Origin of the sequence: Massilia litorea, from assembly GCF_015101885.1 — a bacterium.
GTDB classification, from domain to species: domain Bacteria; phylum Pseudomonadota; class Gammaproteobacteria; order Burkholderiales; family Burkholderiaceae_D; genus Telluria; species Telluria litorea.
In genome coordinates this window covers 3211382-3225386 of sequence record NZ_CP062941.1, presented here as the reverse complement: position 1 = coordinate 3225386, position 14005 = coordinate 3211382, and the positions used below count along the sequence as shown (strand labels likewise).

The window sequence follows — 14005 nt, the reverse complement described above, 5'->3', positions numbered from 1 at the left end:
GGTGTATCCGCGCCGGCCCAATTCACATGGGCGTGCGGGCCAATTATTTCATGCGTATGCTGACCAAGCTGATCGCCCGGATCGTCCACCTCTCGGTACGCCATGCCTGGGCGGTCATCGGTGCGTACGCGCTGCTGGTGTTTGCGGCCGGGCTGTATGCCGCCAGCCACTTCGCCATCACCACCGACGTCGGCCGCCTGATGGATCCCGGCGCGCCCTGGGCGCAACGCGACGCCGCCGTGACGGCCGCCTTCCGCGAGCGCAGCGACACCACGGTGATCGTCGTGCGCGCGCCGGCGCCCGAGCTGGCCGCGCAGGCTGCGCGCGAACTGGCCGCGCGCCTGCGCGGGCAGCCGCAGCGCTTCCACTCGGTCAACCTCGGCGAGGCCAACCCATTTTTCCAGCGCAATGGGCTGCTCTACCTGTCCGTGCCCGAGCTGGCCGATCTCACCGGGCAGCTGCGCGACGCCAGGCCGCTCCTGAAGGCCCTGGCCCACGATCCCTCGCTGCGCGGGCTGGCCAACCTGCTGTCGGTGACGCTCGGCACGCCGCTGCAGACCGGCCAGGTCGAGCTGGCCGGCATGGCGCCGCTGCTGGCGCGCAGCGCCGACGTGGTCGAGGCCGTGCTGGCCGGGCGGCCCGCGGCGCTGTCCTGGCAGGACCTGGCCGGTGCCGATGGCGCCGCCAAGGCTGCCCCGGCGTCCAGCCTGGTCGAGGTCAGGCCGGTCCTCGACTTCAGCGGCCTGATGCCCGGCGCGGCTGCCGCCGAGGCGATCCGCGCCGCGGCGCGCGAGCTGCGCCTGGCCGAGCGCTACCACGCCGGCATCATGCTGACCGGGCCGATTCCGCTGTCCGACGACGAATTCGCGTCGCTGCAGGAAGGCACGCTGCTCGAAGGCCTGCTCTCGCTGCTGCTGGTGCTGGCGCTGCTGTGGCGGGCACTGCGCTCGGGCAAGCTGGTGCTGGCGGTCTGCCTGACCATGGCGGGCGGCCTGGTGCTGACCTCGGCGCTGGGGCTGATGATGGTGGGCGCCCTGAACCTGATCTCGATTGCGTTTGCGATCCTGTTCGTCGGGATCGGCATCGACTTCGGCATCCAGTTCGGCATGCGCTTTCGCGAGCTGCACCGGCACCAGGGCGTCACGGCGGAAGCCCTGCGCGAGACCTCGCACGCGATCTCCCTGCCGCTGACCCTGGCCGCCATCGCCACCGCCTTCGGCTTCCTGTCCTTCCTGCCCACCGCCTACCGCGGCGTGGCCGAACTGGGCCAGATCGCCGGCGTCGGCATCCTGTGCGTCGCCCTGCCGTCCTGCCTCACCGTGTTGCCGGCATTGATCCAGGTGCTCGCACCAGGCCCCGCCGCCAGCGCCCCCGGCTATCCCTGGCTGGCCCCGGTCGACCGCGCCCTGCAGGCCCACCGCAAGCCGCTGCTGGTGGCCACCCTGGCCCTGGTGATTGCCGGCCTGCCGCTGCTGCGGCACCTGGAGTTCGACTTCAATCCGCTGCACCTGAAAAGCCCGCAAAGCGAATCGATGGTGGCCCTGCAGGCGCTGTCGCGCAGCACCGATATCGGCCTCGACAACATCCAGGTGCTCACCCCGACGCTGGCGCAGGCGCGGCTGGTGGCGGCCCGCCTCGAACGCCTGCCGGAAGTCGGACGGGTCGTCACCGCCGCCAGCCTGGTGCCGGAGCAGCAGGCGGCCAAGCTGCCGCTGATCGGCGCCGCCGCCACTGCCCTGGCGCCGGCCCTGGAAGGAGCGCCCCTGCCGCCGGCGCCGGACGCGGCGCGCGTTGGCGCCCTGCGCGCGGCCGCGCTGGCGCTGCGCAATGCCGCGCTCGACCATCCCGGCGCCGGCGCGCCAGCGGCCCAGCGCCTTGGCCGCGCGCTGGCGGCGCTGGCGCGGGGCGATGCGGCCGGCCGCGATCGCGCCGAACTGGCGCTGGCGCTGCCGCTGGCGCTTGCGCTCGACGCCCTGCGCCAGGCGCTGGGGGCCGGACCGGTGACGCTGGCATCCGTCCCGGAGGAATTGCGGCGTAACTGGATCGCCGCCGACGGCCGCGCGCTGGTCGACGCCAGCCCGCGCCGTCCGCAAGGCGCCCGGCAAGCCGCCGGCGGGACGGCCGCGGTGCGCGACGACGCCCTGCTGCGCCGCTTCGCGCTGGCCGTGCAGCGGGTCGCGCCGGAGGCCAGCGGCGGACCGATCGCGGTGATGGGCGCGGCCGACCTGATCGTCAACGCCTTCGTCCAGGCCGCGCTGCTGGCGGTGGCGACGATCACGCTGCTGCTGTGGCTGGCGTTCCGGCGCTTCGGCGACGTGCTGCTGACCATGGTGCCGCTGCTGGTGTCGGGCCTGGTCACGCTCGAAGCGACGGTCCTGCTCGACATGCCGCTCAATTTCGCCAACATCATCGCCCTGCCGCTGCTGCTGGGCGTCGGCGTCGCTTTTAAAATCTATTACGTGATGGCCTGGCGCGCGGGCCAGGCGGCCCTGCTGGAACAGGGGCTGACCGAGGCCATCATCCTGAGCGCGGCCACCACCGGCACCGCCTTCGGCAGCCTGTGGCTGTCGCACCACCCGGGCACCGCCAGCATGGGTGCGCTGCTGGTGCTGTCGCTGGCCTGCACCCTGGTCGGCGCCGTCTTCTTCCAGCCCATCCTGCTCGGCACGCCGCGTGCGCGCGCACGGAAGGCCGGCGCCGGGCTGGAACACTCCTCCTCCTGAATTCCTTCCGAACCACCACGACCATGACTGGAACCGGCATGCATGCACAGCACACCCGACGCCTCCTCCTGGCCGCCTGCGCGCTGGCCGCGACGGCAGGCTGCGCCACCGGCCCCGAGCGCAACCCGGCCGATCCGCTCGAACCGCTCAACCGTGCCACCTTTCGCTTCAACGACGTGATCGACCGGCACATCGCCCAGCCGGTGGCGCGCGGTTACAACCGCGTCGTGCCGCGACCGATCCGGACCGGGGTCGCGAATTTCTTCGCCAACCTCGGCACCGTGCCCGTCATGCTCAACAACTTCGCCCAGCTGCGTTTTGCCGACGGCATGTCCGACCTGATGCGCCTTGCCCTGAACAGCACCTTCGGCGTGCTCGGCGTGCTCGATATCGCCACCCCGGCCGGGATCCCGGCGCACGAGCAGGACTTCGGATTGACCCTGGGCCACTACGGCGTAGCCAGCGGGCCCTACCTGGTGCTGCCGCTGTTCGGCCCGAGCACCTTCCGCGACGCGGCCGGCTTCGGCGTGGACCAGTACGCCAGTCCGACGACCTATGCGGAGCCACGAGCACGCAACGTGCTGTGGGGGCTGGACTTCGTCAGCACCCGCGCGCGTTACCTGAACGCGACCGACCTGCTGGAACAGGCGGCGCTCGACAAATACCTGTTCGTGCGCGATGCCTGGCTGGCGCGGCGCCAGTCCAAGCTGGACGAGGACCGGCCGCAGGCGCTGCCGGACTACGACGCCGGCGGCGCGGCTGACGCCCGCCCCGGCACCGAGTCGGGCCAGGGTGCGCGCAGGGAATAGGAAAGCCCGGCATGCCGACAACCAGGCCCGGGCTGCGTCCAAAGTGGATCGACGAGCGGTTCGCCTTGTCGAAGCTGGCCTTGAAGACGTCGGGAATGCCCGGTTTCTGCGTGACGCGCACGGCGCGTACCGAGGCGTTTCGCCCATGCTACGCAGGCAGTTGCGGAAATTCAAACCCGGGCCTCAGTGATTCATGAGGCTCCCGAGCAAGGTCTGAAGCCGATCGCCGACTACTGTCGAGCAGCCTGCTCGAACATGGTGGGCGAATAGCTTTGACCGGACCGCTCGGACAAGTTCATCATGCGCTTCCATAGGACTACGGGCGCGACGCCGCTATCGACGTGGCGCTTGAAGCCGCAAGCGTACGTGCCCCGGTAGCCGTCTGTGGATTCTTTCAGGACGATACACTCGTCAACCAGTTGCCGAACCATGGCGGACGATTGTTCCGCGCTAACAATGCCGCTGTCGCGCAGCGCGGCCGTGGCCAGCGCTTCAGCACCACCTTCGTGCACCCAGGCCGGGCCCTCGCCAATACCACCCTGCTTTACGCTGTTCTGCCAGATATGCGCGAGTTCATGCGCTACCACGTGCGCCAGGCGTGCGCGTCCGTCCGGTGTGTCCAGGGTGACCTGCGCGCCTTCCATCCGATATACCAGTTGATAGCCGATCGCTCCGCCCTTCACCGAATAACCCGGACGGGTCAGGTCGCCCATCGCGACCATGACGAGCGGCGAAAATAGCAAGGGGCGACCCAGCGACTGCGTGTAGAAGGCACTAACGCGGTCTGTCGTGGTGCGCAGGACTTCCTGTGCCCACGCCGGCGTGGCGGGATCGAGAATGAGCTTCGACGCACCGCCCTGAATTGCTTGACTTGGGCCGAAGTAGGCATACATATCGGGCAATTGTGGATCGTCCGGCGGGGCCACAGCGTGCTCACCGGGCAGAGGCTGGAGCGAGAAGCGTATCAATAGAGCGCGTGGCTTGCCTGCAACGATGGCGCGGCCATCGAAAAATCCCAGGAAGACATCAGTACCGCCATCGCTGTAGCGGTCCATCGGCGTATAGCTCTTTTCACCATAAGGGAGGAACAGGTCTACATCGACACTGACCCTTCGCACTGGCTCGGATGCAACCAGGAGCTCATCATCGCCGTGGCGCTGGAGCGCCACGCCGGGCGTGCGGATATGCCAGGCTTGCTGGCGGTAAGACGTGCCCGTATAGCTAAGCTCCAGCTTTTCGACCGGTTCGGAGAATTCGAAATCGGCACGCCAGTTGTCCTTGGCAGTGTGAGTCAGCTTCAGGGTGGCCGTGAGTGGGCTGGGTTCGGCGGCAAACGCGGGTGCCGCCAGTGCGAACAAAAAAAGTAGAAGGATTTTCACAGTGGAATCCAAAGAAAAGGTATCGCCCCCCGAAACGGGAATTTAATTTGCATAATGTTTCGGTTAGGCATTTGCGTGAACACGGCCAAAATATCATGAAGACGAGAAGTCAGCATCAAATAATGGCTGTTTCAGGAACTGGCTTACAGCCTACAAACGGAGTTCCCTTAGACTAGTTTTGTGGCCGGTGCCATGTCGGGGATGCCGTTGACTTCGAGCGCCATAAAGTGGAAAGGCGAGTCAAAATAAAATGTATTTAGTTCAGGCTGCGTGTATTTCACATGCAGCTGATCGACGCTGCCCTGCGTTTTCTACCGTTGATGATATTTCCTCCATTGGCGCTTCCTGGTAATCATCGTCACCGTACGGCGCGCCGACCAACACAGATACTTGGACTGTGGCGAAGTTCATTTTTTTTGTTTACTTCACCACACTTACCGTCTGCTTTTGGCCGATAGCGGTCACGGCTACCAAAGAATTTTAGGTAGTTGTTTGTCCACCAGTTCAGCCTCCTTCAGCAGCTGTTTAGCTCCGATAGGGAAAAACGGCGTTCGACTTGTGTATCTGGCAGATAACCAGCGACATGCGCGATTTGCTGCGTATTCTGGGCAATCCCCCAACGACCATGCGCGAAGAGATTCCTAACCTCGCGCAAAGAGTCGGCGGCCATATACCAAGTCGCGATCTTGTGGAACTCTTCATTGTTTTCACTGAAACGAGCGCCAACATCATCAATGTAGCGTTCGAGCTTCTCACGAAACGACCCAGAGCCTCCTACTTGCAATGAAAGGTTTAGCTCAACTCTCGCAAAGGTTACAAAAAAACGCCCCAATAGGAGGTGCAGTTGCTCTTCCATATGCTCGTAATCAAGAGGAACCTCTGTCGACATTGTCCAAAGCCCGAATTGTGAATAGCTGCAAAACTGCGGTAGCTGTGGGAAAACCTCAGTTTGCGCGTACCCAGTCGCGCCCCCGCCCATCTCACCCGTCGTCGAGGACTACTCTTGGCCGTTCGCAGATCTATTGTAGCGGCCGCTATCGACCCGAAGCGGACTTTGCTGAGCTTGGGACTGCGTCGATAAAGGCCAAGCAAAAAAAACAAGGCCTCTTGATTGCCCGTCTATTATCTGCGGTGCAAAGGCCAATCGAGCGGAAGAATGGCCTTGTAAAAATGATATTCACATTGCCCCCAAACTGAAGAAGCAGGCTCTGCGCTTCTTTTATACCGCTGCTCGAAATCCGCATGGGTGGCAGATGAGAGGAATCTGCGGCTTATGAAACTTAGGCCGGCCATACCAACGACAACACCGAGCCCAAGCCCGCCAATGGGTAGTGCGATTTGCACAAACTTCGCGAATGCTCCGTTGGACGCGATGTTGAGAGCGTTAGATACGAACGCAGGCAGAAATACCAATGAAACATATCCGATAACAGCCATGCAAGCGCTCAACCACAACCTGCCAACGCCCCACCAGAGCTTGTCGGCAGCAGACATTGGCCCAGTGGGTGGCGTTGACTCATCTGATCGAGATGAAGGGAGCATACATAGGCTCTCAAAAAAATAAAAGCAGTATTGAGCGGATTAGAGTTTGCCAATGGCCGCTCCTGGCCGATTGCAGACCCATTGTAGCGTCCGCTTACGACCCAAAGCAGACCTAGCGGTTTCATACTATTTTCGTCGTGCCTGCTTTCTTTCAGCAGTTGCCACGGCGGCAAGTTCGTCCGAAGTCGGCGTGCCCAAAGTTTCGTCGGGTGGACTCGGCTGTTCCACTTCTGCGATTTCGAAGGTTACCCGATCACCTAGCCCCAGCTTGATTCCGTTCCCCCAACTTAGTTGTCGCGGACTTGGACCGTGAACAGCAAGTCCCATCACGCCAAGTGCAACTCTCGAAACCTCAATACCACCAGTTGGGCTGGCACCGAAGGCGACTTGGCCAGAAAGAATGTCGAGACCTTCTGCACCAGCTAATGCAACCAGCTCACCATTCACCTCAATGCGTAGTGCGGGAATTTTCATAGTTTGCGTGTGTAATTTTTGTTGAGTATAGCCGTCAATCGACGTCTGCTTCTGGCCGATTGCGGACCTCTGGTAGCATCCGCGTTCGACCCGAGCCTTCGTTGCACACCACTAGCGCGATAACGATGTGCAGTTCAGGTGACAGTTTTTCTGGTTACTTGCACTTCGGGCACGGTGCCAACCCTAACGGTTTGTTACTCATCATTTTCCGTTAGAAGTTGGCTTTGCCAGCAGCGATCTGTCGAAGCGCTGGACTGTTACCCGTTTTTGTAACACCACAGGCTGTGCGAGCATAAGCGGCTTTGATCCGATGCCTACCATTTGGTCCAGGCTGATGAGCATACAGCGTTACCGAAGACCGCGGCTCCAACCTTCTTGGCCATGGACCACCATCACCGATCACTGGTTGGGTCAAACTACCCCGGCTTGTGGATCGAGCGTAGAGTAATCCTACGTCATCGATCGTAACGGCGAATGCACCCAAATTCGTGATCGTCAAGCAAAACTGGAGCCGCGGGTCGGTTCCGCCGACTGGAATCGCATGAGCCGGTACCACCTTAAGTTTTATACGGGACTTGTCCAGTCCAATCCAGGTATTGATGACGCCCAATACGGCCCCAAGAACGGCTACTGCGAACGTAACTGTCTGCATGATCGAAACCTTATCCATTTCTCTTTCCTTGATGTCAGCTCAGCGCCTACCCAACGGCCAAGGCGAGTTCACCAACGTAAGCAGCTCAGGATCGAAATTGGCTATGGCGCCTGGCGAATGCGGCAGTAACCTGAAATTGTCTATAGCGATAAGGATCAGCTCCCTTGCCTCGTGTTTCAGATCTGCTTCAAAGAAAATATCGTTGGTCGCAGCGACATTCTTTCTTCGATCACCGGCATGCTTGAGGGCGTTGTAGACGAACACGTCCGATCCGATGAAGCGCTTTATTAAGGCATCTCTGGCTTTTTCGTCGAGGGTGGCTCCAGTACGCAACTCAGTCAGTTTCGTTGCCAACTCCGCAGTTTCTCGTTGACTGGTCTTCCCACCTAATTCCTCAACGATGGGATAGCAGACGTTGACGACCGCACCGGCTAGCAGGATGCACTTCACGTAATCGGTATCCGTCGTCGCCGTCTCGAAATCCCTCGCCGCACTTAGTAAGAGCTGCGAAGCAATCTGCAATTTGTTGTACTCTGCCATAGTTCCTTTTTCCGATGTATCAGTGTTCACTATCGACCCGAAGCGGACATACAACTCTTCGATTTCAGGTCTTGATCGTCACACGTTCAAAATCGGGGTATTCAAGGAGTGGAGCGAAGTCGACTTTCCACATGTCGAGTTCATAGAGCAGCCCATTTGTGTCCGAGTTGAGCGCGATACTCACTGTGACGCCATCGCGATCCAGATACTCGGCTTCTACAATACAGCTACCTAAAGACCGGTGGCCGCCTCCTGCAAACTCAAGGCTACCCATTGCGCCATCGTCCATGTCGCGGACCTGAGCACACTCCAGTTGGTCGAGCAACTGCTCGCCGCCCGTCACGTGTCGAAGCAGAGCGCGCACGAGTGAATCCTCTTCAGGACGAAGAGGGCGTAAGTTAGATTGATTATGGTCTGACACCGCATCCCCTTCTGCTCGTAGACGTCCGATTCTGGCCGAGAACGGACGTCGGATCAATGTACGAGGTTGTTGCCACCAGAGCAGGTAAGTGGTTTTGTTAGGCGCTCTTAGGGCGCAGACACTAGGGCTGCACCATTGCGCGCGCCACACAAAGCCCGCAGCCATAATCCGCGCACGTGGAGTGTGGTTGTCAGGTTAAGAACCTGTGTAGTCTATCGTATCCTGAACGTGACAATGGCCCCAGGGCTATCTGCGAAAGTGGACCGTCATCGACAAAGTTCGCCGACGTGGCGGGCTTGGCTGCTACTCGGACAGCGATTCCTGAAGCGCCCCGAGTACATGATTCAATATAGCGTCTCTCATCAAAGGCTTATAGTAATCATCAGGATTGCAATACAGGAACTCTCTGTTAAGCGGGTCGTTAGTCAGACGAAATTCGCCCTCGTAGTTGAACGAAAAATCGAATATCTTAATTGGAACCGTGGAGGCGCCCTCATACAGAGCCGGCATGAGCAAAAACTCATACCGCCCCACTACCAAGTTGTCTTCAGTACTAAACACATGCGCGTAGCGGCCAATCACCTGTCGATGGTGCGCGAGGATTAAAATATTGTAAGTGTCAAGCCTCTCGACTTTAACTGCCGATGCGCCTTCGTACGGTTTATCATGCGCGCCGGTCACAAGCATGCATAAAGCCTCTGCGTACGAATCCACATGGTTAGCGGACCGTAACCTTGCCAGTACTGCTGAGCGACGAATCGTCATTGTTATTTCCGGATAATTGAGATTGTGCAACCATACACCACAGCTTAAGTATGTGGAAGCTCGAGCAGAGACGTGTGGGCGTGCAAAAGCACTCACCGCTGAGCGTTGTCGCGAGTTCCGGTTATCGCTGGCGGTCCTGACAGCGTGGTCAGCATGCGCTGGAGCTGGTCGGCGAAGAGCACGGAGGCGCGCGGCCTCCTCCGTCGGATTCATTACCGACTTCGACTTCCTCATGTCCATCACCACAAGCACAAACTTCGTGGGCTCGCGCTTCGTCTATTCCATTGACGAACACGACTTTACTCGAATTAAGGTCTGCTCCTCGCCGGCTGCGGGCATTCAGTAGAGTCTGCTTACGACCCGTTGCAGACATTCCATGGCCTCTGCCAGTCGCGGGCAGCCCAACCAATTACTACGCTTTCGCTTGCCTGTACTGCTCGTTCCACCAGCGGACGACTTCAGTGTGTTGCGCATGCGAGATCCATGCAACGTTCGCGTCATCTGTTGGGCTACCTCCGAAAACCAAGGGTTTCAAGTACCACTTGATCTTGTTCGTAAAGCGACTGTCGGCTTGCAGCGAAATCGGTTGAGGAAGTACACAGGGTACGACATGGGAAGCATCAAGTGGAACCGTTGGGACGACGTGCAGGCTACCTGATGGACTGACCACGATAAATTCTTCCCATCCTTTGAGACCGACTAGTGAGTAGCCCGGGATGAACCGATCAAAACCGTAGGCTGTCATCGCTTTGGCACTCTCATCTTCAGCCAAAAGAATCAGGTAATCGTCGTTTTGCCAGCCTTCGTTCATAGCCTTGGTTACGGTTGTAGGTTCAAATGATTAACATTACAGACGCTGATTGGAACGACCGCTCTTGGCCGATTGCAGACGTATTTTAGCGTCTTGCTTTGTCCCCAAGGCGGGCTTTTTTTCCGGGCAATCTTTATGCCCGAGGCCAAGGTTAAATCTGCTGGAACGAGGCATGGCAATTTCTGCCTCACCTCGCTGTTGCGCGCGCAGCATTGCTGGAATGACGGTGAGGGGGCAATCCGGCGTGGACGACACTAGTGATTGGTAGCCAGAACGGCCCAGTGTGCGGTCTAGCTACCTTGAAGCAATCAACAGATTTTGTCAGGCGCGCCAGAGCGAGATCCGCCGGGCGGGGCAAGCGCCGTCCCAAATCTTGCCCGCACCGCGCGCAGCGTGCGCCGGGCGCGCCATGCGTCTGCGGCAAGCAGGAGAAGCGGCGCCAGCTGGCCGGGGGCGAGGGCCAGTGCGCGCAGCAGTGCCGCCGGGTCGGTCGTGCCGTCCTTGCGCATCGCTGTCAGCGCGCAGGGCGGCAGGCTGCGGCTGGCCGGGTCGAGCACGATCCGCATGGCGGCGAATGGCAAGCCCAGGCGGCGCGCGGCCAGCGCAGCAGCATGCGATTCCATGTCGACCGCCAGCGCCCCGCTCGCCTGCCACAGCTGCGCCTTGGCGGCGCGCGAAATCAGCGGCGCGTCCAACCCCGCCAGCGCTCCGCAGTGGGCACGCGGCAGACGCTCCTGCAAGCTGCGCGTCCAGGCTGGATCGACTGCGAACGTGCCCGCGGCGCTTGTCACGCTCGATGCCATCACGCAGTCCCCTGCCCGCAGTGCCGGGTCGAGCGCACCGGCACAACCGAAGCTGAGGATGCCGGCCCAGCCGGCATCGGTGCCGCCAGCGAGCGCGTCGATGGCCGCCGCCACCCTCGCCGGCCCGGGTCCGCACACCGCGATCACCCCTGGTCCTGCCGCGATGGCCGTCTCGAAGGCGAGGCCGCACACGACCAGCACCGGTGCACCGCTATGGGCGGGGTCCGGCTTCACATCCCGAATCCGACCCGCTTGCTGCCGGACGCGCGCAGCTTGCGGTAGCGCGCCAGCGCCCACAGCGGGAAGTAACGGGCGTAGCCGTGATAGCGCAGGTAGAACACCCGTTCAAAGCCGGTCGCCGTATGGTGTTCCTCGTCCCACAGCCCGTCCGCGCGCTGCTGTTCGAGCAGCCAGTCGATGCCGCGCGCGACCGCCGGCGAGTCGACGGCGCCGGCCGCCATCAGGCCGAGCAGCGCCCAGGCGGTCTGCGACGGCAGCGACTGGAAAGGTTCATGGCCGGCATAGTCGAGACGGTAGCTGCTGCCGTCCTCGCCCCAGCCGCCGTCCGGATTCTGCACCGCATGCAGCCAGTCGACCGCGCGCGCGACCGGCCTGGCCTCCATCCCCATGCCGGCCGCGTTGAGCGCGCACAGCGCGGACCAGACGCCGTACACGTAGTTGATGCCCCAGCGGCCGTACCAGGCGCCGTGCGGCTCTTGGGCGCACAGCAGCCAGTCGAGCGCGCGCGCCGCCGGCGAGCCGCGCCGCCGGCAGGCCTGCGGGTCGAGCTGGGCCAGCATCGACAGGCAGCGCGCCGAGACGTCGGCGGTCGGCGGGTCGAGCAGCGCGCCGTGGTCGGCAAAGGGAATGTTGTTCAGGTAGCGGCAGGTATTGTCGGGGTCGAAGGCGCCCCAGCCGCCGTCGCGGCTCTGCATGCCGAGGACCCACTCGTGCGCGCGTTCGACGGCGTCGGCGAACCTGGGCTCGCCCAGCACGCGGTCGGCGCGGTGCATCGCCATGGCCACCACCGCCGTGTCGTCCACGTCCGGGTAGTGCGCGTTCGCATACTGGAAGGCCCAGCCGCCGGGACGCAGGCCGGGACGGTTCAGGCTCCAGTCGCCGTGCAGGTCGAGGATCTGCAGCGGGCGCAGCCATTCGAGGCCGCGCAAGGCGGCATCGATTGCCTGCAGGGTCCCGGTTTCCAGCAGCGCGTGGCACATCAGCGCCGTATCCCAGACCGGCGAGAAACAGGGCTGGCAATACGCCTCCTCGCCGCGGTCGACCAGCAGCCTGTCGATGGCGCGGCGCGCGCCGGCGTACTCCCCGGTATTGCGCTCCAGGCCCAGCGCGTCCAGCATCTGGACCGCGTTGACCATCGCCGGGAAGATGGCGCCCAGCCCGTGCTCGCCGTTCAGGCGCGCGCGCACGAAGGCGCTGGCGCGCTCGATGGCGCGGCGGCGCAGGCGCGCGGGAATGCGCGGCTCCAGGCGGCGCACGTGGCGCTCGACGGTGCGGAAGAATGCGAACCACAGGCGGCTCTGGTGCGGCGCGCGCGCCGTCACCCGCAGCTGGCCAGGGGGCGCCAGGAACAGCTCGTCGATGCCGACCGCGCGCGGGTTGCGCGCGCGCGGCTTGAGCGCGCCCAGCACCAGCAAGGGCGTGAGCACGGTGCGGGTCCAGTACGACACCTTCGTCAGGTGGAAAGGAAACCACTCCGGCAGCAGCGCGATCTCGACCGGCATGGCCGGCACCGCGTCCCAGGGCACGATGCCGTACAGCGCCAGCAGGAAGCGCGTGAACACATTGCTCTGTTCGGCCCCGCCGTGGGCCAGGATGGCGGCGCGGGCACGCGCCATGTGCGGGGCGTCGACCGGGTCGCCGATCATCTTCAGCGCGAAATAGGCCTTCACGCTGGCGCTGGGGTCGTAGGCGCCGCCGTGGAACAGCGGCCAGCCGCCGTGCGCGCCCTGGACCCGGCGCAGGTGGCGGCCGATCTTGGCTTCCAGCACTGCATCGGGCGGCTCGCCCAGGAAATGCACCATCAGCACGTATTCGGCCGGGATGGTGGCATCGGCTTCCAGCTCGTACACCCAGTGCCCGTCGGGCCGCTGGTCGTCCAGCACGGCGCCGAGCGCGGCATCGATCGCGCTGGCGAGCCGGGTAGGCTGCGCGTCCAGGCGGGCCGCGCCGGCCAGGCCCGCCTCCATCCCCATCGCTCCGCACGCCGAATATCGCATCGCTCCCTCTTCACGCTGGCCGACGCTACACGAGCGCATGCCGCAACAGGATGCCTGCCCGCGCCAGCTTGCCGACCCGCACCGGCGCGCGCGGACAGTCCCAGCCACGTTCGCACAGGCGCCCCAGCAGCGCAAGGTAAACCGCGCCCATCAGCCGCGGCGTGCGCACGCGCGCCGCCGGGTAGCCGCGCATGAGGCGCCGGGCGGCGTCGAAATGCCGCTGCGCCTGGGCCGCCACCTGCGGGCAGGCGCGGGCCAGGGCCGGATCGGCGGCGATGGCGCCGGCCGTGCTGTCGTCCAGGACGACGCCGGCCTCCAGCAGCGGCTCGCGCGGCAGGTAGACGCGCCCGACGGCGGCGTCCTCGTCGATGTCGCGCAGGATGTTGGTGAGCTGGAGCGCGCGTCCCAGGTGATGCGCGAGCAGGACGCCGTCGTCGCCTGGCACGCCGAACACCTTCACCGACAGGCGCCCGACGGCGCTGGCGACGCGGTCGCAGTACAGGTCCAGGGTGGCCGCCGGCGGCGCACACAGCGGCTCGGCCCCGGCGTCCATCAGCATGCCGTCGATGACCGCCTCGAAATCCGCGCAGGCCAGCCCGAAGGCGTTGATGTGGCCTTGCAGCGCCCCCAGTGTTTCCGGACCGGCGCCCGCGCAGCAGGCCCGGATGTCGGCGCGCCAGCGTTCGAGGGCGGCCCGCCTGGCCGGCACCGGGTCGGTGCCGTCGGCGATGTCGTCCACCGCGCGGCAGAAGGCGTAGATCTCGAGCATCGCGGCGCGCTGCGGCGCCGGCAGCAGGCGCATCGCCGTGTAGAAGGAGCTGCGCACCGGTGCCGGCGCGGGCGTGGGCG

12 protein-coding genes and 1 pseudogene are annotated in these 14005 nt (G+C 63.5%); 2 read left to right on the top strand and 11 right to left on the bottom strand.

Annotated features, from left to right (window positions below; translation table 11 throughout):
• Nucleotides 1–50: 50 nt before the first annotated feature.
• Both hpnN and LPB04_RS14475 read left to right on the top strand, forming a co-directional pair.
• A complete protein-coding gene (gene hpnN / locus LPB04_RS14480; protein ID WP_307727178.1) occupies nucleotides 51–2723 on the top strand; it encodes a hopanoid transporter HpnN in 2673 nt (890 codons plus the stop codon).
• 38 nt (nucleotides 2724–2761) lie between these two features.
• Entirely contained in the window at nucleotides 2762–3532 is a 771-nt protein-coding gene (locus LPB04_RS14475; protein WP_193685241.1) for an MlaA family lipoprotein, read from the top strand.
• A gap of 1 nt (nucleotide 3533) precedes the next feature.
• Here the strand turns inward: LPB04_RS14475 and LPB04_RS14470 are convergent.
• From LPB04_RS14470 to hpnD, 11 genes and pseudogenes are all read right to left on the bottom strand, one after another.
• A pseudogene (locus LPB04_RS14470) lies at nucleotides 3534–3653 on the bottom strand (3-deoxy-8-phosphooctulonate synthase); the annotation flags it as partial.
• A gap of 109 nt (nucleotides 3654–3762) precedes the next feature.
• Nucleotides 3763–4911: a hypothetical protein gene (locus LPB04_RS14465; protein WP_193685240.1), complete on the bottom strand. Its 1149-nt coding sequence runs from the start codon at nucleotides 4909–4911 to the stop codon at nucleotides 3763–3765.
• Between the two features lie 514 nt (nucleotides 4912–5425).
• On the bottom strand, nucleotides 5426–5767 hold the full coding sequence (locus tag LPB04_RS14460; RefSeq protein WP_193685239.1) for a hypothetical protein: 342 nt from the start codon (nucleotides 5765–5767) through the stop codon (nucleotides 5426–5428).
• Nucleotides 5768–6579: 812 nt separating this feature from the next.
• Nucleotides 6580–6927: a hypothetical protein gene (locus LPB04_RS14455; RefSeq protein WP_193685238.1), complete on the bottom strand. Its 348-nt coding sequence runs from the start codon at nucleotides 6925–6927 to the stop codon at nucleotides 6580–6582.
• 691 nt (nucleotides 6928–7618) lie between these two features.
• Entirely contained in the window at nucleotides 7619–8119 is a 501-nt protein-coding gene (locus LPB04_RS14450) for a hypothetical protein (RefSeq protein ID WP_193685237.1), read from the bottom strand.
• A 64-nt stretch (nucleotides 8120–8183) separates the two neighbouring features.
• On the bottom strand, nucleotides 8184–8705 hold the full coding sequence (locus LPB04_RS24450) for a DUF6984 family protein (protein WP_407943861.1): 522 nt from the start codon (nucleotides 8703–8705) through the stop codon (nucleotides 8184–8186).
• A gap of 138 nt (nucleotides 8706–8843) precedes the next feature.
• Nucleotides 8844–9305 (bottom strand): hypothetical protein, encoded by a 462-nt coding sequence (locus tag LPB04_RS14440; RefSeq protein ID WP_193685235.1) that lies wholly within the window; start codon nucleotides 9303–9305, stop codon nucleotides 8844–8846.
• A gap of 412 nt (nucleotides 9306–9717) precedes the next feature.
• Nucleotides 9718–10116, bottom strand: coding sequence for a hypothetical protein (locus tag LPB04_RS14435; protein ID WP_193685234.1), 399 nt, complete (start codon nucleotides 10114–10116; stop codon nucleotides 9718–9720).
• Nucleotides 10117–10424: 308 nt separating this feature from the next.
• The gene (locus LPB04_RS14430; RefSeq protein ID WP_193685233.1) at nucleotides 10425–11153 is read right to left on the bottom strand and encodes a phosphorylase family protein; all 729 of its coding nucleotides are present in this window, start codon (nucleotides 11151–11153) and stop codon (nucleotides 10425–10427) included.
• Nucleotides 11150–13132, bottom strand: a complete 1983-nt coding sequence (gene shc / locus LPB04_RS14425) for a squalene--hopene cyclase (RefSeq protein ID WP_407943904.1) — start codon at nucleotides 13130–13132, stop codon at nucleotides 11150–11152. Before shc ends, LPB04_RS14430 begins: the two co-directional genes overlap by 4 nt.
• 49 nt (nucleotides 13133–13181) lie before the next feature.
• Nucleotides 13182–13958 carry a presqualene diphosphate synthase HpnD gene (hpnD, locus tag LPB04_RS14420; RefSeq protein WP_407943903.1) on the bottom strand — a complete coding sequence of 259 codons (777 nt, stop codon included), beginning with the start codon at nucleotides 13956–13958 and terminating at the stop codon, nucleotides 13182–13184.
• Nucleotides 13959–14005: the final 47 nt, after the last annotated feature.